Origin of the sequence: Microbacterium foliorum, from assembly GCF_003367705.1 — a bacterium.
Taxonomy (GTDB): domain Bacteria; phylum Actinomycetota; class Actinomycetes; order Actinomycetales; family Microbacteriaceae; genus Microbacterium; species Microbacterium foliorum.
Genome location: NZ_CP031425.1, coordinates 1 through 20,489, shown reverse-complemented (window position 1 = coordinate 20,489; position 20,489 = coordinate 1). Strand labels below are relative to the sequence as shown.

Sequence of the window (20,489 nt, the reverse complement as noted above, 5' to 3'; positions counted from 1 at the left end):
TCGTTCCTTCGGGCTAGATCGACGGGCCGGCCGGCGGCGGGGGCGGGTCGGTCAACGCCGGGGGCGGACCCTCGGCGCGCGGCTGGAAGCTCTCGAACACGCCGTAGGCCACGATGCGCTCCGCGAGCGAGTACAGCGGGGAGCATGCCGTGAGGGTGATGTATCTCTCCCCCGTCTCGACCCCGGGCATCTGCGGGACATCGAGCAGCACCTCCGTCTGCGAGGGCTTGACGTATTCGAGTGTGCGGAAGCGGTACGTGAACCAGCCATCGGGCGTCTCGACGACGATCGCATCGCCGAGCTGCAGCTTGTCGAGCTGGTTGAAGGGCTTGCCCCAGGTGGTGCGGTGTCCCGCCATCGCGAAATTGCCGACCTCGCCGGGCATCTTCGAGTCGGTGTAGACGCCGATGCCCAGGTCGTCGAGCGTGCGCGCACGGCTCGTGCCGCCGTAGATGCCGACGTTGTAAGCGGTGCCGAAGCGCGGCACCTGCATGTTGCCGAGGCGTTCGGTGTCGGCGGGCGGGGCCGGGATCACCGGCTCGTAGACCGTGGTGCCGTCGTCGGTCTCGATGAGCGGCGGCAGCTCGGGTGGAGGTTCTTCCGCCCACTCCTGCGAGACCGCAGCACCCTCGTCGTTCTTCTGGGCGCTGATGATGATGTCGCCGATCCACATCTGCCACGCGACGAACAGCAGCACGAGCACGCCGGCGGTGAGCAGCAGCTCGCCGAGGACGCCGGTGAAGGTCGCGCGCGGACGACGGCGGCGACGGCGAAGGCGTCGCTCCCCCGAGACGACGGATGCAGTCATGGCGCGATCTTATCTCCCCGACCTGAAGTCCCGCCCACACCGCGAGATTCCGTGCGATATACGAGACTTCGGTACACTGGCGGAATGGCACGCGACCGTAACACCGAAGAACCCGAAGTTCCGCGCAGCGAAGGCGAAGCCGCGCCCAACGCCGTGTGGTTCAAGCCGGTGATGGTCGGCTTCATGCTGCTCGGGCTGGCGTGGATCCTGGTGTTCTACATCTCGGGCATGCAGTTCCCGATTCCGGGCCTCGACAACTGGAATCTGGCCATCGGCCTCGGTATCGCGCTGATCGGCTTCCTGATGACCACGCGCTGGCGCTGACCCGCACCCCCTCACTTCGAAGAAGGCCCCTTCCGCGTCGGCGGAAGGGGCCTTCTTCTGTGATCGTTGCCTGTCGGAGATCCGATTTATCCACAGGTTATCCCCACCCTGGGGAGAATTACACCGATGTTATTCACATGGGTCGAAAACCCTGTTAACAACTCCCGATCAGGAATAAACCGACGTGATCAGGAAGGGCACGAGCAGGGCCACGAGCAGCACCAGTGCCACGACGACCGCCGCGAGCAGCAGGATCTGCGCGGTGCGCTGCTCCCGACGCCGGGTACGGGTGAGGATGAACGCGACGAGCGCTCCGACGATCGCACCTCCCAGGTGCGCCTGCCAGGCGATCCCGCCGATCACGAACCCGAGGACGAAGTTGATGCCGAGGATCACGAGGATGCCGGTGACGTTCGCACCGATGTGCCGTCCGATGATGAGGAGCGCCGCCATCAGGCCGAAGATCGCCCCCGACGCACCGACCGTCGCACCGAAGGGATCTAGCAGAGCGACCGCGACCGAGCCGCCGAGTCCGCTGATCAGGTAAAGCGAGAGATAGCGCGCTCGGCCCAGCATCGGCTCGAGGTTCTGCCCCAGCATCCACAGGGCGAGCATGTTCAGCCCGAGGTGGAAGATCCCGCCATGTGCGAAGACCGCGGTGAGCAGTCGCCACGGCTCGAAGGGCAGCAGCGAGAGATCGGGGTACAGGTACCTCGGTGCGAACAGCAGCTGCGCCGTGACGGCGTCTCCGAGGCCGGGGATCAGCTGCACGAGTCCGATGAACGAGGTGATCGCGAGCAGCACGTACGTGACCATCGGCTTGCCGCTGCGCACGGTCGCCGTGGCGGTGTTGCGACCGCCCCAGCGGCGCTCGGCCCGCTTCTGGGCGGGAGTGCGGCTCTTGCGCTGCTCTGCCATGCATTCGGGGCAGATCACGCCGACGGCGGCCTGCGTCTGGCACTCGGGGCAGATCGTGCGCAGGCATCGCTGGCAGAGCACGAAGCTCTGCCGATCCGGATGCCGGTAGCAGAAGTTGTCGCGATTGCCCGCGAACTCAGGCGTCGTCATCCGGATCGGCCCGCGTCGTCAGGCTGCGACGATGTCGATCGACTGCAGCACGACCGGCTCGATCGGGCGGTCGCCCGCAGCGGTCGGAACGGCTGCGATCTTGTCGACGACGGCCTTGGAGGCGTCGTCGGCGACCTCGCCGAAGATCGTGTGCTTGCCCTGGAGCCAGGGGGTCGGGTCGGTGGTGATGAAGAACTGCGAGCCGTTGGTGCCCTCGGCCTTGCCCGTGATGGCGTTGCGACGAAGGCCGGCGTTGGCCATGGCGAGGATGTAGGGCTCGGCGAAGGTGAGCTCCATGTTGATCTCGTCGTCGAAGTTGTAGCCCGGTCCGCCGACGCCCTGTCCGAGCGGGTCGCCGCCCTGGATCATGAAGTTCGGGATGATGCGGTGGAAGACGACGTCCTTGTACAGCGGGCCCTCGCCCGGCTTGCCGGTGGCGGGGTGCGTCCAGTCCTGGGTGCCGTCGGCGAGACCGACGAAGTTCTTGACCGTCTTCGGGGCGTGATCGCCGAAGAGGTTGATGACGATGTCACCGTGGTTGGTGTGCAGGGTTGCGACATGAGAAGCGTTGACCATGCGTTCATTCTCTCAGAGCTTCCGGTGCGCGGGCCGTGCGATAGCGCTGATCGACGCCAGATGCAAGGGTTCGGCGATTCCCTCCCCCCATCCAGGGTCGCGTGGCAAGATGGGGAACCCGTACTCCAATCGACAGGAGAGCATCGTGAGCATCAGCCGCAAGCGGAAGAAGGAGCTGCGTCGTCTTCAGTCCGACGCGAACCAGCTCTGGGAGAACCAGCAGGTCCTGGTCGGCCATGCGGCCGACGTCGCACGTGAGGCCGGACGCCAGCTCGGCCACTTCGGCCGCGAGCAGGTCGGACCCGCCGTGCAGGACACCTACAACCGTCGCCTGGCGCCGGTCGTCGATCGCGGAGTCCGTTTCGGTCATCACGTCGTCGACGACAAGGTCGTTCCGATCGTCGGTGGCGTCGTGGGCACTGCGCTCACCGCATGGGACGTCGCGAACTCCAAGCGCGAAGGTGTCGTGAAGAAGGTCCGCAAGGCGACGAAGCCCGAGCCGAAGGGCCCCAGCGCAGGTTCGATCATCGCGATCATCCTCGGTGCCGCGGCCGCGGCCGGCGTGCTGTACGCCGCCTGGCAGGCGCTTCGCGCGGACGACGAGCTCTGGGTCGCCGACGACCCGCTCTCTGCACCCGACGCGTGACATCACCATCGGATCCGCCGGCTTCCGAGCCGGCGGATCTTCATGCACGGGTGCGGGATGCCGCCGCATCGCGGGGTCTCGACATCGAGATCCTCGAACGACCGGCCGCCGGCAGCCTGTTCGAGGCTGCGGAGCTCCTCGGCATCCCCGCCTCCGGCATCGTGAAGACCCTGGTGGTCAAGCGGTCGGACGACACCTACCTCTTCGCTCTGATCCCGGGCGGACGCTCGATCTCGTGGCCGAAGCTGCGTGCCGTGGTCGGCGTCAACAAGCTTCGCCTGCCCGAACCGGATCTCGCTCTGGCGGCGACGGGATACGAACGAGGCACCATCGTGCCGATCGGCAGCACGACCGCGTGGCCGGTCTTCGCCGACGAGTCCATCGTGGGTCAGCGCATCGCGATGGGTGCCGGTGCCCACGGATACAGCCTCTTCGTCGACGCCGACGATCTGATCGCGGCGTACGACGCCACGGTCGCAGACATCTCGGTCCCCGAAGAACCGCGCGCCTGACTCAGAGGATGCCCGCCATCCGCAGGGCGATGTCGACCAGCTTCACGCGCTGCAGCTCTGCGACCGCGGCGCGGGGGAACCACTCGGCCATGTCGGTGGATCCATCGGTCTCGAACCGCAACCGTCCACCCCGTACCGTCGCCCGGTACACGATGCGCAAGGTGTGCAGAGGCTGATCCGACGGCGTCACGCGCTGACTCGCGGGAATCACGCGCGAGTGGATGCCCAGCAGTTCGCCGACCTTGACGGTGTACCCCGTCTCCTCGCGCAGCTCGCGGCGCACTGCGTCTTCCGGAGCCTCGCCGGGCTCCAGTCCGCCACCCGGCATGGTCCAGGCGACCCGGCGGCCCTCGATCCAGCGCGCCAGAAGTATGCGTCCGTCGTCATCGGTGACGACCGCGTATGCCGCGACCCGCATGTCCATGAGAACACCCTAGTTCGCGCGGCGTGGGAGGCGTCGTATGTGTCGGGCGCGCGCGAAGGGCGCCGCCTATCGATCAGGAATCGAGAAGCACCGCGACGGCCTGATCCGTAGTCTGAAGCCATCACGCGACACCCGAGGAGAGGATCGACCATGGCCGACGACGAGAAGAACTTCAGCGCAGAGGAGCGCGAGGCCATGAAGGAGGCGGCGGCCGACAAGCGCAAGTCCCGCTCGCGCGCCAGGAAGACCCCGGAGGATGTGCGGGCAGAGGGATTGGCCGATCTCGAGGCCGCCATCGCCAAGCTTCCCGACGCCGGTGACCGAGAGCTGTCCGCCGCTTTGCACGATCTCGTCAGCGAGGTCGCGCCCGAGCTGGTGCCGCGCACCTACTACGGCATGCCCGCGTGGGGGAAGGACGGCAAGGTGCTGTGCTTCTTCCAGCCCGCCAGCAAGTTCAAGGCTCGCTACGGAACCTTCGGCTTCGAGCCGATCTCGAACCTGGACGACGGCACCATGTGGCCCACGGCATATGCCCTGCTCGACCTGTCGGCAAGCAACCGCACGCTGCTGAGCGAGCGCATCCGCCTCGCCGCGAGCTGAGCCCTCACAGCTGCTGTGCGCGCAGTAGCGTGGATGCCGTGAGCACGCAGCCGTTCTTCCCCGCATCCGTCTACGCCGCCCGACTCGATCGTGCGTCAGCCCTGGCCGCCGAGGCGGGCCTCGACGGGATCGTCGTGGGCCCGGGCCCCGACCTCGAGTACGTCGTGGGTGTCGAGGGCGACACGATCGAGCGCCTCACCGCGCTGATCCTCGGCCCCGGCACGGCTGCGACCGTCGTCGTCCCTCGGATGGAACTGGCCAAGGTGCGCAGCACCGCCGTGGGTGATCTCGGTCTCGCCGTCGCCGACTGGGTCGATGGCGAGGATCCGTACGAACTGGTCGCCGCCGCCCTCGACACGGTGTCCAGGGTCGGCGTCTCCGACGCGCTTCCGGCGCTGCACGTGGTGCCCCTGGCACGGAGACTCGGCGTGGACATCGAGCTCGCGACGCCGGTGCTGCGCGAGGGCCGCATGATCAAGGACGCCGACGAGGTGGCCGAGCTGCGCAGAGCCGGAGCGGCGATCGACGCCGTGCACCGACGGGTGCACGAGTGGTTGCGTACCGGCCGCACCGAGCGCGAGGTGGCGGCGGACATCGCCGACGCCATCGTCGCCGAAGGACACCGCACAGTGGAGTTCGTGATCGTGGGATCGGGTCCGAACGGCGCCGACCCGCATCATGAGGTGTCCGACCGGGTCATCCAGGACGGAGACGTCGTCGTCGTCGACATCGGGGGAGCCGTGCCCAGCGGCTACAACTCCGACAGCACGCGCACCTACGTCGTCGGAAGCCCGGCCCCAGATGCGGCGGAGCGGATCGGCGTGCTGGTGCGCGCCCAGCAGGCCGCCGTCGACGCCGTGCGCCCCGGGGCGACCGCGCACGACGTGGATGCCGCAGCGCGCAGCGTCCTGGCCGAGGCGGGACTCGCCGACGCGTTCCTGCACCGCACGGGTCATGGAATCGGCGTCTCGGTGCACGAGGAGCCCTACATCGCCCCTGGTAACGACCTCGTGCTCCGCGAGGGCATGGCCTTCAGCATCGAGCCGGGCATCTACTTCGCGGGGCAGTGGGGCGCCCGCATCGAGGACATCGTCGTGGTGACCGCAGACGGCTGCGAGCGCCTCAACGTCGCCCCTCACGGGCTCACCGCGGTCGGCTGAGACGGGCGCCGCCCGACGGCCCCATCCCGGGGCGGTCAAGCCCCTGTCGCGTGTCGCACCACGAGGGCAGACTGCCGTTCATGGCATCGGACAGGGGCGCACGTTCCACGAAGGCGGGCGACACGGACGACGGGGGCCCCGAGCTCACGCCCGACGGACACCACGTGATCATCGGCGGGCGCCGATGGCGGGCGACGGATCCTTCGATCCCGGATTCGTTCCGTCAGGAGCTGGTGGACGAGCTCATGGCAGCGCGGCGTGCGGTCAGAGCCGCGGAATCCGATGCCCGACGACGCGTGCAGGATGCGAAGACCGCTCTGGGCGAGCGCGGAGCGCCGTGGTGGGAGGAGCCGGCCGGGGAGGAGTTCGACGAGAGGATCGCCGCGACCATCCGCGCTCTCACGCGCAAACGCGACGGGTCGTCGATCTGCCCGAGCGATGTGGCCCGCGCGATCGGCGGGGATTCCTGGCGTGCGCTGATGCCCCAGGTGCGCCGCGTCGCGAGCAACCTCGCGGACAGCGACGAGATCGTGGTCACGCAGAAGGGTGAGACCGTCGACATCCGAGAGGTGAGAGGGCCCGTGCGCATGATCCGCGGCCCGCGGATCTGACACGTCGAACCGTGTCAGATGACGTCGTAGTACCCGCCGTACGGATAGTCGAGGTCGCCGGTGTCACGCGAGTCGTAGGCGACGGTGGCGACACTGATCGTGACGTGGCTGCGCGGAGTGATCAGCACGCTCACCTGCCGGTTGCCGACGACGACCACGTCGACGAACGTGCCGGTGCCCCGTGTCGCCTCCTCGATGCGGCGACGAAGCTCACCCACGTCCTGGTCCTGGGACAGCAGGAAGCTCGTCCCGTCGAAAGTGACCTCAGTCTGGACCATCGTGGATTTCTCCTCACCCATGACCGGCAGGTTACGCCCGAGTCGCGGAGCTGAGAAGGGGGGTTGCGATCCTTGCGAAGACATGGAATGTGGTTTCGTCGGTGCGTGAACAGAGGTGCGTGCATGGTTGTTAACAGGGTTGTTAACACCTGTGGAGAGGGGATAAACGAGAAGGCCCCGCACCAGGCGGGGCCTTCTCGAACTGTCTCAACACAGTGTGGAGCCTAGGAGATTCGAACTCCTGACATCCTGCTTGCAAAGCAGGCGCTCTACCAACTGAGCTAAGGCCCCGTGAGGGATTTCTTGAGTTGATGAGTGGGCCCACCAGGACTTGAACCTGGGACCTCTTCATTATCAGTGAAGCGCTCTAACCGCCTGAGCTATGGGCCCGTCAACCTCCGAAACTTTACCGGAGATTCTGAGATTTACCCAATCGAGGGCGGGGAACCGTCGAACCCCGCCCTCGACGAGGATCACCGACCGGGGCGAATCGTGACTCTGCCCGCAGCCAGAGACACATCGATCGCCCGCTGGGCGTCGGCCGACTGCTCGACTTTCGCGTCGAGGGATCCCGCGGTGACATCTTGCGTGATCGCATACGACGTGTTCGGCACGGTGAGATCCACCGACCCGGCGCTCACGTCGATCGTCGTCGTCGTGGGCGCCCGTCCGGTCAGATCGACGCTGAGGTCGCCCGCCGAGACACTGAGGGCCGCAGTCTCCACTCCGTCGAGCAGGGCGTCGGCGCGGCCGGCGCTCATGTCGATGCTCACGCTGTTCGCAGCCCCCTCGACATCGAGCGCCCCCGCATTGACGGTGAGGTCGAGTTCCCCGAAGTCCCCGACCACGTCGAGACTGCCGGCATCGAGGGTCATGTCCGCGTCCACGGCGGAGTCGCGAAGGCTGTCGGGCAGCGTCAGCACCGCCGACTGGTCGTCACCGAACCAGCTGCCGAACCACCACCCGAACTCGGAGTTCGGGGAGTGCACGACCAGCTCGTCACCCTCGCGCTCGAGGGTCCATGCCGGTCCACGGCTGTTGCTGACCGAGAGCCGCGCCTCATCGACGTCGCCGAATTCGACGCGCATGTTGCCCGCGTCGACGTCGAGGTCGATGCCCTGCAGCCCGCTCGCATCCACGGTCTGCACGACGTCACCCGAGCCGGTCGACGAGGAGAGCAGCCCACCGGTGCCGGCGAAGGCCGCTGCGCCGCCCGAGGCGAGCAGGGCGACACCGCCCACCACGGCCGTCACGACCAGGATGGCTGTCGCTCCCGGGGTCCGATGCTGTTCTGTGGGCTGTGCGGGGGACTGCTGCCCCGGCGTTCCGGGGGTCTCGGCCGTCGCTTCGGGAGCCGCCGGCGGCGGCGTCAGTGGCGTGTGGCCACCCCGGTGGTCGTCGTTGATCGTCATCGTGCCATTCCTGTCTGTCCGGTCGGCGTCGTACCGCCGGTGTTCTCGATGTGCGCGAGCGCCGCCAGCACGCGCCGGTTGCCCGACTCGCCCTGCTCGAAGCCCAGTTTCTGGAAGATCGCGGTGATGTGCTTCTCGACGCTCGCCTCGGAGACGTAGAGCAGACCGGCGATCGCCTGATTCGACTTGCCCTCTGCGATCAGCGCCAGCACCGTGCGTTCACGTTCGGTGAGCCTCTGCATCCGGTCGTCGCGGTTGCGCCGGGTGAGCAGCTGCGCCACGACCTCGGGATCGAGCACGGTCGCGCCCTCGGAGATCCGCTGCACGGAGGCGAGGAACTCCGAGACGTCAGCGACGCGATCTTTGAGCAGGTAGCCCAGCGGACCTCCCTGCGCGGCGATGAGGTCAGACGCGTACCGCTCCTCCACATACTGCGACAGCACGAGAAGCGGGAGCGCGGGGTCGGTCGCGCGCAGCGCGAGTGCGGCCCTGATGCCCTCATCGGTGAAGGTGGGGGGCAGACGCACGTCGAGGATGCAGAGCTCGGGGTCGCTCGTCGACACCGCCTCCCGCAGTCCCTCGACATCGGGCAGGGCCGCGACGATGGTGTGGCCGGCGTCTTCGAGCAGTCGCACGAGTCCCTCACGCAGCAGGACCGAGTCCTCGCAGATCAGGATGCGCATGGCACGTTCACCTCCAGGCTGGTCGGCCCGCCGACGGGACTCTCCAGGCGGAAGGTGCCGCCGGCGGCGAGCACGCGGTTCGCGATGCCGTCGAGGCCGCCGCCTGGCTGCACCTGGGCGCCGCCGATGCCGTTGTCCTCGACACGCGCCCAGAGCACGCCGCTGTCGCGCAGTCGCACGGTGACCCTGGCCGCACTGGCCCTGGAGTGCTTCGCGGCGTTGGTCAGCGACTCGGCGATCGAGAAGTACACCGCGGCCTCGGCCTCGCGACTGCACCGGCCGTCCATGCGCACGTCGAGACTCACCGGAATGTGCGAGCGCCCCGCGAGCGCGGACAACGCGGCATCGAGACCGCGGTCGTCGAGCACCGAGGCGTGGATGCCTCGGGCGAGCTGTCGCAGCTCGGTGATGGCCGCCTTGGTCGACGTGTGCGCCTCGGCGATGAGCTCCTTGGCCGCATCGGGGTCGTGATCGATCTTCTGCTGGGCGAGGCCGAGCGTCATCCCCACTGACACGAGTCGAGGCTGGACGCCGTCATGCAGGTCGCGCTCGATGCGTGTGCGCTCGACATCTGCCGCCCGCACCGCCCCCTCGCGCTGGGCGGAGCTGGTGCGCACCCGCTCGGTCAGCTCAGCCTCACGGCTGCGCACCACGATCGATAGCGCGAGCACGCGGTGCAGCAGGGCCAGACCGATGATGCCGGCGAGGGATGCGGCCAACCCGAGGATTCCGACGACGGGCGCCCAGGCGACCGCGATGCCGCCGCCTCCGAACGGGCCGATGACGGTGTCCGCGCCGGTCAGGGGAGCGAAGCAGATGATCACCGACCACACGATGCCCCAGGCCAGACGCAGCACGATCCACCCGAGGACAGCGGTGATCGCGAAGTTCGCGAGCGCCCGCCACATGCGGCCGTCGATCGACTGCCGCCCCAGGGAGCGAAGCCAACCCACGAAACCGGGGCGATCTCGCGGACGCCACCGCAGCGGTGCGATCGGCGTGCGGTACAGGGCTCCCACCCGGGCGACCTCGAACCAGCCGACGCCGAACAGCGCGTAGACGAGACCCACGAGGAGCACCGCCCCGATGCCGGCCGCGAACAGCAGACCGAGACCCGTGCCGAGCAGACCCGAGAGGGTTGCGAAGATGAAGCCGCCGATGACCCCGATGCCCGCGAGATGCAGGATCGAGAGGAAGAGGCGAAGCGGCGGCTTCGTGGCCGTCACCTCGGGTGGCGTGGCAGTCTGTGTCGTCATGGTTCCAAGGTACGGCGGGGCTGACGAGGCCGACACCGAGGCAGCCGGACACCCGATGTCGGGTTTTCCCTACCTTCGCGACCCGGGAACGACTGAGGGGCGGATGCTGTGCGCATCCGCCCCTCAGAGAAACCCGGGGGTCAGTTCGACATGAAGCCGACGAGCAGCCCGCCGGTCACCTTCACGGCGACGTTGTAGATACCGGCCACGACAGCGCCGAGGACGGTGAAGACGATCAGGTTCAGGATCGAGACCACGGCCGCGAACGCCATCACCTGCGGCAGACCGGCGATCTCGGAGATGCGCACGGACTCGTCGGTGACGACGCCGACGAATTCATCCGCCTGAGCGAGGATCCCGGTGGCCTGGAGCACGAGGTAGATCAGGAAGAACGACACCATCGTGACGATCGCGAGCGCGACGGCTCCCAGGAACGAGAGCTTCACAGCCGACCAGAAATCGACGTACACCAGACGCAGGCGGACCTGCTTGCCTCCGGTCTTGCGCGTGGACTTCTTCGCCAGCTTGTCGGCTACTGTGCTCATGCGTCTGCTTCCTCAGGGTTCTCGGTCGTCTCGGGGGCGGCGGCACCGGGGTCCGATTCCGCCTCGTCCGCTTCGGCGTCGTCGGTGAGGCCGCGCTCGCTGTTGCGGGCGATGGCGAGGATCCGGTCCGCTTCCGTCGTACGGGCGAACACCACTCCCATGGTGTCTCGGCCCTTCGCCGGCACCTCGGCCACGGCAGAGCGTACCACCTTGCCGCTGGAGAGAACCACCAAGACCTCGTCGTCCTCCGCCACCATCAGACCACCGGCGAGGGTGCCCCGATCGTCGTTGAGTTTGGCGACCTTGATGCCGAATCCACCGCGTCCCTGGACGCGGTACTCCTCGATCGCGGTGCGCTTCGCGTACCCGCCGTCGGTGACCACGAACACGAAGTGCCCCGGTGCGGCGACGGATGCAGAGAGCAGGCTGTCGCCCTCGCGGAACTTCATGCCCTTCACGCCGGCCGTCGCACGACCCATGGGGCGCAGCGCCTCGTCCGTCGCACTGAACCGCACCGACATCCCTCGACGGCTGATGAGCAGGATGTCGTCCTCGGCGTTGACCATGAGGGCCGAGACGAGCTCGTCCTCGTCGTTCAGGCGGATCGCGATGACGCCGCCCTGGCGGTTGGTGTCATAGCTGTCGAGCCTGGTCTTCTTGACCAGACCGTCACGCGTCGCGAGCACGAGGTAGTCGGCCACGGCGTAGTCGCGGATGTCGAGCACCTGCGCGATGTTCTCGTCGGGCTGCAGGGCGAGGAGGTTCGCGACGTGCGTGCCCTTCGCATCGCGCCCGGCCTCGGGGACCTCGTACGTTTTCGAGCGGTACACGCGGCCCTTGTCGGTGAAGAACAGCAGCCAGTGGTGCGTGGTCGTCACGAAGAAGTGCTCGACGATGTCATCCGCCCGCAGCTGGGCGCCCTTGATGCCCTTGCCGCCACGGTGCTGCGACCGGTAGTTGTCGCTGCGCGTGCGCTTGATGTACCCGGCGCGGGTGATGGTGACCACCATCTCCTCTTCGGCGATGAGGTCTTCCATCGACACGTCGCCGTCGAATCCGTGCAGGATGTGCGTGCGGCGGTCGTCACCGAAGCGGTCGACGATGCCGGTCAGCTCCTCGCGGATGATGTCGCGCTGCAGCGACTCGTCGGCCAGGATCGCCTTGTACTCGGCGATCAGGGACTCGAGCTCCGCCGCCTCGTCGAGGATCTTCTGACGCTCGAGGGCTGCGAGACGACGCAGCTGCATCGACAGGATCGCATCGGCCTGATCGTCGTCGATGTCGAGCAGGGCCTTCAGACCCGTGCGCGCCTCGTCGACCGTGGGGGAGCGGCGGATCAGCGCGATGACCTCGTCGAGCGCATCGAGCGCCTTCAGGTAGGCGCGCAGGATGTGCATGCGCGCCTCCGCCTTCGCCAGGCGGAAGCGGGTGCGACGGACGATGACCTCGAGCTGGTGGGTGATCCAGTGGGTGACGAAGCCGTCGATCGCCAGTGTCCGGGGGACACCGTCGACGATCGCCAGCATGTTCGCGCCGAAGTTCTCCTGCAGCTGCGTGTGCTTGTACAGGTTGTTGAGCACGACCTTGGCGACCGCGTCGCGCTTGAGGACGACGACGAGGCGCTGACCCGTGCGGTCGGAGGACTCGTCGCGGATGTCGGCGATGCCGGTGATCTTGCCGTCACGGGCGAGGTCGCCGATCTTCACCGCCACGTTGTCGGGGTTGACCTGGTACGGCAGCTCGGTGATCACGAGGCACGTGCGGCCCTGGATCTCCTCGACATTGACGACGGCGCGCATCGTGATCGATCCGCGACCGGTGCGGTACGCCTCCTGCACGCCCTTGGTCCCGAGGATCTGCGCCCCGGTGGGGAAGTCCGGACCGGGAATGCGCTGGATCAGTCCCTCGAGCAGCTCCTCGCGGGGCAGACCGGGGTTGTCGAGTGCCCAGAGCGCCGCCGCCGACACCTCGCGCAGGTTGTGCGGGGGGATGTTGGTCGCCATACCGACCGCGATACCGACCGATCCGTTGACGAGCAGGTTGGGGAAGCGCGCCGGGAGGACCGTCGGCTCCTGCGTCTGACCGTCGTAGTTGTCGGTGAAGTCGACGGTGTCTTCTTCGATGTCCCGCACCATCTCGAGCGCGAGCGGGGCCATCTTGGTCTCGGTGTATCGCGGAGCCGCGGCGCCCATGTTGCCGGGCGAGCCGAAGTTGCCCTGGCCCATCGCCAGGGGATAGCGCAACGACCACGGCTGCACGAGACGGACGAGGGCGTCGTAGATCGCCGAGTCGCCATGCGGGTGGTACTGACCCATGACCTCGCCCACGACACGGGCGCACTTCGAGAAGGACTTGTCGGGGCGGAAGCCCCCGTCGTACATGCCGTAGATCACCCGTCGGTGCACGGGCTTGAGTCCGTCGCGCACGTCGGGCAGCGCACGACCGACGATGACGGCCATCGCGTAGTCGAGGTAGCTGCGCTGCATCTCGGACTGCAGGTCGACCTGGTCGATCTTGCCGTGATCGTGTGCCAGCTCGGGGCGTTCTTCGTCAGTCATGTGTGTTGTCGATTCCGGTCGGTGTCGAACGAATGCGGGCGCGCGTCAGCGCGTCAGATGTCGAGGAAGCGGACGTCCTTGGCGTTGCGCTGGATGAATCCGCGGCGGGACTCGACGTCCTCGCCCATCAGCACGCTGAAGATCTCGTCGGCTGCCGCGGCATCCTCGATCGTGATCTGCTGCAGGGTGCGGGTCGCGTGGTCCATCGTCGTCTCCCACAGCTCCTTCGGGTTCATCTCACCGAGACCCTTGTAGCGCTGGATGCCGGCATCCTTCGGGATCCGCTTGCCGTTGTCGAGGCCGTGCTTGAGCAGGGCGTCACGCTCGGCGTCGCTGAAGACGTACTCGTGCGGCTGGTTCGTCCACTTGAGGCGGTACAGGGGCGGCATCGCGAGATACACGAACCCGGCCTCGATGAGACCGCGCATGTAGCGGAACAGCAGGGTGAGCAGCAGCGTGGTGATGTGCTGACCGTCGACGTCGGCATCGGCCATCAGCACGATCTTGTGATACCGCGCCTTCTCGATGTCGAACTCCTCGCCGATGCCCGTGCCGAAGGCCTGGATCATCGCCTGGACCTCTTTGTTGGCCAGAGCCTTGTCGAGGCGCGCACGCTCGACGTTGAGGATCTTGCCGCGCAGAGCCAGGATCGCCTGCGTGTGCGGGTCGCGGCCCTGCACGGCCGAGCCGCCGGCCGAGTCGCCCTCGACGAGGAAGATCTCGCTGATCGACGGGTCCTTGCTCGTGCAGTCCTTGAGCTTGTCGGGCATCGCGGCCGATTCGAAGACGCTCTTGCGGCGCGCGGTCTCGCGGGCCTTGCGGGCGGCCAGACGTGCGGTCGCGGCATCGATCGCCTTGCGGATCACGTTCTTGGCCTGGATCGGGTTGCGGCCGAACCAGTCTCCGAGCTGATCGCCGACGACCTTCTGCACGAACGCCTTGGCCTCGGTGTTGCCGAGCTTGGTCTTGGTCTGCCCCTCGAACTGCGGCTCACCCAGCTTGATCGAGATGACCGCGGTCAGTCCCTCTCGCACGTCGTCGCCCGAGAGGTTGTCGTCCTTCTCCTTGAGGAGGTTGTTCGCTCGCGCGTACTTGTTCACGAGCGTGGTCAGCGCCGCTCGGAAGCCCTCTTCGTGCGTGCCGCCCTCGTGGGTGTTGATCGTGTTCGCGTAGGTGAAGACGTTCTCGGTGTACGAGGTGGTCCACTGCATCGCGACCTCGAGCGAGATCTTGCGCTGCGTGTCCTCGGACTCGAACGCGATGATCTCGTCGTTGACGACCTCCGCGTGACGCGCCTTGTTCAGGTACTCCACGTAGTCGACGAGGCCGCGCTCGTACAGGAACACATCGTTGGGCTGCGTGAGAGTGGCCTGACCGTCGACCTCGACCTCGTATGCCGACTTCGGTCGCTCGTCGGACAGCTCGATGCGGAGCCCCTTGTTCAGGAACGCCATCTGCTGGAATCGCGTGCGCAGCGTGTCGTACTCGAAGTCCGTGGTCTCGGTGAAGATCTCGGCGTCGGGCCAGAACGTGATGCTGGTTCCGGTCTCGTCGGACGCCTCGCCCTTCTCGAGCTTCTGCTGCGGGACGCCGCCGTCGGCGAAGCTGTGGCGCCAGACGAAGCCCTTCTGCTTCACCTCGACGTCGAACCGGGTCGAGAGCGCGTTCACGACCGACGAGCCGACACCGTGCAGACCACCGGAGACCGCGTATGCGCCGCCGCCGAACTTTCCGCCGGCGTGCAGGATCGTCAGGACGACCTCGACGGTCGATTTCGTCGGGTCGGAGGAGTGCGGATCGACGGGGATGCCGCGGCCGTTGTCGACCACTCGCACGCCGCCGTCTTCGAGCAGCGTCACGAAGATCGTGTCGGCATAGCCCGCCAGGGCCTCGTCGACGGAGTTGTCGACGATCTCGTAGACGAGGTGATGCAGACCGCGCGGTCCCGTGGAACCGATGTACATGCCCGGGCGCTTGCGTACGGCTTCGAGACCCTCGAGGATCTGGATGGAGTCGGCACCGTACTCACCGGGCTGCTTCACCTTGGGTGAGATCTTGTTGTTCTCGGTGGCAGGGTTCTCCCCGCCGGTGGATTCCGTCTCGTCAGCGGGGGATTCAGGCGTCATCAGAGGGCATTCTCCACATCGATATCACGAACTCCCAGTCTAGCGGTCTTTCGTGCCGATATGCGGCTCAGCGGCCTCGTGTGGCCCTCTGAGCCGTCGGGACCCCCTTTATGGTGTCCTACCCGTAGGTATCGCGTGGGCCCCGTCCTGGAACGACTCTGGGACCCCATTTCCATGACGGTACGTCGGGTCCGATGAAACGGAGGTTCTCGACACCCGCGTCGGGATACCGCCGCCCGATCTCGGTGAGGATCGTCCCGCGCATGAACTGGAGGTTCTTCGCCCAGGCCGTCGAATCGCACTTCACCGTGAGAACACCGCGCTCGAGCGAGACCGGCTCGGAGTGCTTCGCCGTGTCCGCACCGGCCAGATCGGCCCATTGGCGCACCAGGTCCTCCCGCGCCAGGGTCTTCTGCCACCCCGAGTCGTGTGCGAGCTTGTCGAGCACCGCTCCCAGGGGGCCCGGATCGCGACCGGGCGTGAACGGAGCGTTGTCGTCGTCGGTGACCACCCGCCGCTTGCGCTTCCAGTTCTTCGAACTGGGCTTCAGCCCGCGCAGCCGGAGGTAGGTGGCGACCGTCTCAGGAGCCTCGGGCGCCTCGGATGCCGGAACAGCGGCGGGATCAGTCATCCGCAGCCAGCCTCTCATCGCTGATGGTCCCCGCGGAGATCCTCACGACGTGCGCATGCAGGACATCGGGGATGTCCTCCTCCACGGCGGCGGTCACCACGACCTGTTCGTACCCGGCGGTGAGGGCGGCGAGACGCTGACGACGATCGGCATCGAGCTCGGCGAAGACGTCGTCGAGGATGAGCACCGGATCGCCGGCCGGCGACTCGGCGCGCAGCAGTTCGGCGGAGGCGAGACGCAGCGCGAGTGCCACCGACCAGGATTCGCCGTGCGAGGCGTAGCCCTTCACCGGCAGACCGCGCACGCTGAGCACCAGGTCGTCACGGTGGGGACCGGTGAGGGTGAGGCCGCGTTCGAGCTCGTTCGAGCGTTTCGCGAGCAGCGCCGCGTGGAACATCTCGGCGATGTCGCCGGAGGTCTCGGCGGTGACCGGCGCTCCGGCCTCCGGTTCCTCGGGATCCGCACCGCGGACCGAGAGCGCCCACTCGAGCCGCGGGCGGTGGTCCTCTCCGGCGATCGCCGCATACGCCTCGGCGACCGGCTGCTGAAGATCGATCGCCAGGCGCTGTCGCGCCGAGATGATCTCGGCGCCGAGCGAGACGAGCTTGTCATCCCAGACGTCGAGAGTGCTGAGCCCCTCGCCCTTGATGCCGCGAGCTCTCGCGGATTTCAACAGGGCGTTGCGCTGCTTGAGCACGCGGTCGTAGTCGGCGAGCACCGAAGACAGGCGCGGAGTGCGCTGGATCAGCAGCTGATCCACGAATCGGCGTCGCGCGGACGGATCTCCTCGCACGATCTGCAGGTCCTCCGGCGCGAAGAGCACGACGTGGGCATAGCGCGGGAGTTCGTTCGTCTTCGAGGGGGATCCGTTGATGCGGGCCTTGTTGGACCCCTGCTTGTTGAGCTGCACTTCGACGAGGACCTTGCGCTCGCCGTGCGACAGACGAGCGCGGATGACCGCGAAGTCCTGTCCCTCCCGCACCATCGGCGCATCCGAGGAGACCCGATGGGATCCGAGTGTGGCCAGGAACACCACCGCCTCGGCCAGGTTCGTCTTGCCCTGGCCGTTTCTGCCCACGAGGACGTTCGGACCGCGATGGAGGGCGAGGTCAGCGGTCGCGTAATTGCGGAAATCGACCAGACTCAGGTGCTCCACAATCACGTCGTCAGCCTACCTTCGGGGTCTGACACTGCCCGGGTCGGGCGGAACGATGCGTTACCGGACGTGCTCGTCGCTGGATCAGCGCAGCAGCAGGTTGGGCTGGAGCAGGTACTTGAACGAGTCGAGCCCGGCCTGGTCGACCGAGGTCTGGCTCGTGATGAGCACCGGGCTGAGCTTGTTGGCGTTGTCGCTCGAGGTGAACGTGACCCGCACGAACTCACTCTTGACGGCGCCGAGGGCCTCGATCAGATACTGCGGGTTGAGTCCGAGGGTGACTTCGTCGCCGCCCGAGAGGATCGCGTCCACGGACTCCGAGGCGCGGGCGTGCTCGCTGCCGGACGCATCCATGGTCACGCCGTCGGCCGCGAAGGTGAAGCGCAGCGGAGCGGCGCGGTCCAGCACGAGCGACACACGGCGGACCGCCTCGACGAGGTCGGCGGTGTTGATGACCGCGTAGTGCTCGGTCTGCTCGGGGAAGAGGCGACGGACCGGGGGGAAGTTGCCCTTGATGAGCAGCGACGTCACGGTCTTGTTCCCGGCGGTGAACGCGATGATCTCGCGGTCCCCCGCACCCGAGAAGGCGACCTGGATCGTGCCGGCGTGGCCGAAGGTCTTGCCGACCTCGAGCAGGGTGCGCGCGGGGACGAGCGCAGTCGCCTCGACCGCCTCTCCGTCCCACGGGACGTCGCGGAGCGAGACGCGGTAGCGGTCGGTGGCGACGAGGCTGAGGGTGTGACCCGACACCTCGAGCTGCACGCCGGTGAGCACGGGTGTCACGTCGTCGCGGGATGCCGCGAAGCCGACCTGTGCGATCGCAGTGCCGAACTCGTCGGCGGGAACGACTCCCGACGAGCCCGAGACCTCGGGGATGGAGGGATATTCCTCGACCGGCATGGCTGCGAGGGTGAATCGTGCCGACCCGCAGGTCACCGTGATCCCGCCGTCGTCCTCGACGGCGATCTCGATGGGTGCGTTCGGAAGACGGCTGGCGATGTCGGACAGGAGTCGTCCGTGGACCAGGATCGTGCCGGGGGTCTCGACCGTCGCCTCGATGGTGGTACGAGCGGACGCCTCGTAGTCGAAGGCCGAGAGGGTGAGGCCGGAACCGTCGGCCTCGATCAGAACTCCGGCGAGGATCGGCTGCGGGTTGCGCTGCGGAAGAAGCTTGACGACGAACGACACAGCCTCGCTGAACACATCGCGATTGACCTGAAACCTCACGGGTGCTCCCTTGTCGTCGTTCTGAGACGTGTCGTCATCGGTCCTGCCGGTGCAGGGCTTCCCATGCTAGCCCCACAGTCGGGCGTACTCCTACGACGGACGCGAAGCTCGGTCGGTCCCGACTCTCCCCACCGTCTGGTGATCGGATCGCCCCTGAATTGAAGTAACTCCTTAACGGTGTTAACCCTTGTGGATTCTGTGGATAACTCGGTGGATAGCAGGCGCGAGTAGGGAACTACACGGATGTCACTTGTGGAATCCCTGAGGAATCCGCGGGTGGATCGAGTAAACCGACCCGAAGCCCTACCTGGAGTTATCCACAGTCCAGTCGGTTTCCCACACATCCGTCCCGATCCTCACGGGATTCATCCACAAGTTATCCACATGTGCAAACTGGCATCGATCCGTCGCCTCATATGCCGTGTCGGGAGACGAGAAGGGGGTCATGACGGCCTGTCGGCGGTCATGACCCCCTTCGGAAGCCGTCGGACGACGTTCAGCGACGTCCGAGTTGCGTGGTGATCTCGGTCACCTGGTTGTAGATCGAGCGGCGCTCCTTCATGAGCTCGCTGATCTTCTTGTAGGCGTACATGACGGTGGTGTGATCCCGATTGCCGAACAGCTGCCCGATCTTCGGCAGCGACAGGCTGGTGCGCTCTCTGCAGAGATACATGGCGATCTGTCGGGAGGTCGCGATCTGCTGCGACCGGCTCGATCCGTACAGGTCGTCGACGGTGAGTTTGAAGTACTGCGCGGTGGCCGTGATGATGTCGGTCGGCGAGATGATGTTGTCCTCCGCCGTGTCGATGATGTCGCGCAGGACGGTCTGGGCCAGCGAGATGTCGAGGGCGGAGCGGTTCAGGCTCGCGAACGCGGAGACGCGGATGAGAGCGCCCTCGAGCTCACGGATGTTCGACGACACGACCGTCGCGATGTACTCGAGCACCTCATCGGGGATGTGCAGTGCCTCGCTCTGGGCCTTCTTACGGAGGATCGCGATGCGGGTCTCGAGGTCGGGCGCCTGGACATCGGTGATGAGGCCCCACTCGAAGCGGCTGCGCATCCTGTCCTCGAAGCCGGTCAGATGCTTGGGAGCCACATCGCTGGTGATCACGACCTGCTTGTTGTGATCGTGCAGCGTGTTGAAGGTGTGGAAGAACGCCTCCTGAGTCTCAGCACGACCCTGCAGGAACTGGATGTCGTCGATGAGCAGGATGTCGACCTCGCGGTAGCGCGCCTGGAAGGCGGCACCGCGGTTGTTCGCGATCGAGTTGATGAAGTCGTTGGTGAACTCCTCGCTCGAGACGTACCTGACCTTCACCCCTGCATAGAGGGACTGGGCGTAATCGCCGATCGCGTGCAGGAGATGTGTCTTGCCCAGGCCGGAATCGCCGTAGATGAAGAGCGGGTTGTAGGCCTTGGCGGGAGCCTCGGCGACGGCGACCGCCGCTGCGTGGGCGAACCGGTTGGACTGTCCGATGACGAAGTTGTCGAAGGTGTACTTCGGATTGAGCCGCGATTCGTGCCGCAGCTGGGTGGGCTGCTCCATCGGCGACTCGATGCGCGACTGCTCCTGACGGCCGTAGTCCGCCACGGCGATCGGTGCGGTGGGCTGTTCGGCGAGCTCGTGGTTGACGACGACGCGGTACGAGGTGACCTCTTCGCCGATGTGCGACAGCGCTTCCATGATCGGAAGGCGGAGACGCTTGTTGATCTGAGCAGCCGTGAGGTCGTTGGGCACTTCGAGGTACAGCGTCGCGGCCATGACGCCGGCCGGCACGGCGAGACTGAGGAATCCCTGCAGCTGAGGCGTGACGCGGTCGTCGGCTTCGAGCAGCTCCTGCACCGTGGTCCAGATCGGGACGTCGGGCTGGGCAGGTGATGACAT

At 66.8% G+C, this 20,489-nt stretch carries 21 protein-coding genes and 2 tRNA genes; 6 read left to right on the top strand and 17 right to left on the bottom strand.

Annotated elements, in window-relative coordinates:
* Positions 1–13: 13 nt before the first annotated feature.
* Complete coding sequence (locus tag DXT68_RS00115) at positions 14–808, bottom strand: class E sortase (RefSeq protein ID WP_045254023.1); 795 nt, start codon at positions 806–808, stop codon at positions 14–16.
* A gap of 84 nt (positions 809–892) precedes the next feature.
* Between DXT68_RS00115 and DXT68_RS00110 the strand changes: the two genes are divergently transcribed.
* The gene (locus DXT68_RS00110) at positions 893–1,132 is read left to right on the top strand and encodes a cell division protein CrgA (RefSeq protein WP_045254022.1); all 240 of its coding nucleotides are present in this window, start codon (positions 893–895) and stop codon (positions 1,130–1,132) included.
* Positions 1,133–1,300: 168 nt separating this feature from the next.
* On the opposite strand, the gene DXT68_RS00105 is transcribed toward DXT68_RS00110, so the two are convergent.
* Entirely contained in the window at positions 1,301–2,200 is a 900-nt protein-coding gene (locus DXT68_RS00105; protein WP_045254021.1) for a rhomboid family intramembrane serine protease, read from the bottom strand.
* An 18-nt stretch (positions 2,201–2,218) separates the two neighbouring features.
* Positions 2,219–2,776 carry a peptidylprolyl isomerase gene (locus DXT68_RS00100; RefSeq protein ID WP_045254020.1) on the bottom strand — a complete coding sequence of 186 codons (558 nt, stop codon included), beginning with the start codon at positions 2,774–2,776 and terminating at the stop codon, positions 2,219–2,221.
* A 145-nt stretch (positions 2,777–2,921) separates the two neighbouring features.
* Between DXT68_RS00100 and DXT68_RS00095 the strand changes: the two genes are divergently transcribed.
* Positions 2,922–3,422, top strand: coding sequence for a hypothetical protein (locus DXT68_RS00095; RefSeq protein ID WP_045254086.1), 501 nt, complete (start codon positions 2,922–2,924; stop codon positions 3,420–3,422).
* A gap of 50 nt (positions 3,423–3,472) precedes the next feature.
* A complete protein-coding gene (locus DXT68_RS00090) occupies positions 3,473–3,934 on the top strand; it encodes an aminoacyl-tRNA deacylase (protein WP_174233226.1) in 462 nt (153 codons plus the stop codon).
* 1 nt (position 3,935) lies between these two features.
* Here the strand turns inward: DXT68_RS00090 and DXT68_RS00085 are convergent, their stop codons facing one another.
* On the bottom strand, positions 3,936–4,358 hold the full coding sequence (locus DXT68_RS00085) for an NUDIX hydrolase (RefSeq protein ID WP_045254019.1): 423 nt from the start codon (positions 4,356–4,358) through the stop codon (positions 3,936–3,938).
* A 150-nt stretch (positions 4,359–4,508) separates the two neighbouring features.
* Here DXT68_RS00085 and DXT68_RS00080 point away from each other — a divergent pair, with 150 nt between their 5' ends.
* From DXT68_RS00080 to DXT68_RS00070, 3 genes are all read left to right on the top strand, one after another.
* A complete protein-coding gene (locus tag DXT68_RS00080; protein WP_045254018.1) occupies positions 4,509–4,958 on the top strand; it encodes a DUF1801 domain-containing protein in 450 nt (149 codons plus the stop codon).
* 38 nt (positions 4,959–4,996) lie between these two features.
* On the top strand, positions 4,997–6,118 hold the full coding sequence (locus tag DXT68_RS00075) for a M24 family metallopeptidase (RefSeq protein ID WP_174233179.1): 1,122 nt from the start codon (positions 4,997–4,999) through the stop codon (positions 6,116–6,118).
* An 80-nt stretch (positions 6,119–6,198) separates the two neighbouring features.
* Positions 6,199–6,729, top strand: coding sequence for a DUF3253 domain-containing protein (locus tag DXT68_RS00070; RefSeq protein ID WP_045254017.1), 531 nt, complete (start codon positions 6,199–6,201; stop codon positions 6,727–6,729).
* Positions 6,730–6,743: 14 nt separating this feature from the next.
* Here DXT68_RS00070 and DXT68_RS00065 read toward each other — a convergent pair whose 3' ends face one another.
* From DXT68_RS00065 to dnaA, 13 genes are all read right to left on the bottom strand, one after another.
* The gene (locus DXT68_RS00065; protein ID WP_244268179.1) at positions 6,744–7,007 is read right to left on the bottom strand and encodes a hypothetical protein; all 264 of its coding nucleotides are present in this window, start codon (positions 7,005–7,007) and stop codon (positions 6,744–6,746) included.
* A 218-nt stretch (positions 7,008–7,225) separates the two neighbouring features.
* Positions 7,226–7,298, bottom strand: a tRNA-Ala gene (locus tag DXT68_RS00060).
* A 25-nt stretch (positions 7,299–7,323) separates the two neighbouring features.
* Positions 7,324–7,397: transfer RNA gene (locus tag DXT68_RS00055), tRNA-Ile, on the bottom strand.
* A gap of 83 nt (positions 7,398–7,480) precedes the next feature.
* Entirely contained in the window at positions 7,481–8,419 is a 939-nt protein-coding gene (locus DXT68_RS00050) for a DUF4097 family beta strand repeat-containing protein (RefSeq protein WP_244268178.1), read from the bottom strand.
* Positions 8,416–9,102, bottom strand: a complete 687-nt coding sequence (locus tag DXT68_RS00045) for a LuxR C-terminal-related transcriptional regulator (protein WP_045254015.1) — start codon at positions 9,100–9,102, stop codon at positions 8,416–8,418. The genes DXT68_RS00050 and DXT68_RS00045 overlap by 4 nt, the downstream gene beginning before the upstream one ends.
* Entirely contained in the window at positions 9,090–10,358 is a 1,269-nt protein-coding gene (locus DXT68_RS00040) for a sensor histidine kinase (RefSeq protein WP_045254014.1), read from the bottom strand. The genes DXT68_RS00045 and DXT68_RS00040 overlap by 13 nt, the downstream gene beginning before the upstream one ends.
* Positions 10,359–10,498: 140 nt before the next feature.
* Positions 10,499–10,903, bottom strand: a complete 405-nt coding sequence (locus tag DXT68_RS00035; protein WP_045254013.1) for a DUF3566 domain-containing protein — start codon at positions 10,901–10,903, stop codon at positions 10,499–10,501.
* Complete coding sequence (gyrA, locus tag DXT68_RS00030) at positions 10,900–13,461, bottom strand: DNA gyrase subunit A (RefSeq protein WP_045254012.1); 2,562 nt, start codon at positions 13,459–13,461, stop codon at positions 10,900–10,902. The genes DXT68_RS00035 and gyrA overlap by 4 nt, the downstream gene beginning before the upstream one ends.
* 53 nt (positions 13,462–13,514) lie before the next feature.
* Positions 13,515–15,587, bottom strand: coding sequence for a DNA topoisomerase (ATP-hydrolyzing) subunit B (gene gyrB, locus DXT68_RS00025; protein ID WP_045254011.1), 2,073 nt, complete (start codon positions 15,585–15,587; stop codon positions 13,515–13,517).
* A 118-nt stretch (positions 15,588–15,705) separates the two neighbouring features.
* Positions 15,706–16,218, bottom strand: a complete 513-nt coding sequence (locus DXT68_RS00020) for a DciA family protein (protein ID WP_045254010.1) — start codon at positions 16,216–16,218, stop codon at positions 15,706–15,708.
* Positions 16,211–17,380 (bottom strand): DNA replication/repair protein RecF, encoded by a 1,170-nt coding sequence (gene recF, locus DXT68_RS00015; protein WP_045254009.1) that lies wholly within the window; start codon positions 17,378–17,380, stop codon positions 16,211–16,213. Before recF ends, DXT68_RS00020 begins: the two co-directional genes overlap by 8 nt.
* Before the next feature lie 78 nt (positions 17,381–17,458).
* Positions 17,459–18,601, bottom strand: a complete 1,143-nt coding sequence (gene dnaN, locus DXT68_RS00010; RefSeq protein ID WP_045254008.1) for a DNA polymerase III subunit beta — start codon at positions 18,599–18,601, stop codon at positions 17,459–17,461.
* A 496-nt stretch (positions 18,602–19,097) separates the two neighbouring features.
* Positions 19,098–20,489, bottom strand: a complete 1,392-nt coding sequence (gene dnaA / locus DXT68_RS00005; protein ID WP_045254007.1) for a chromosomal replication initiator protein DnaA — start codon at positions 20,487–20,489, stop codon at positions 19,098–19,100.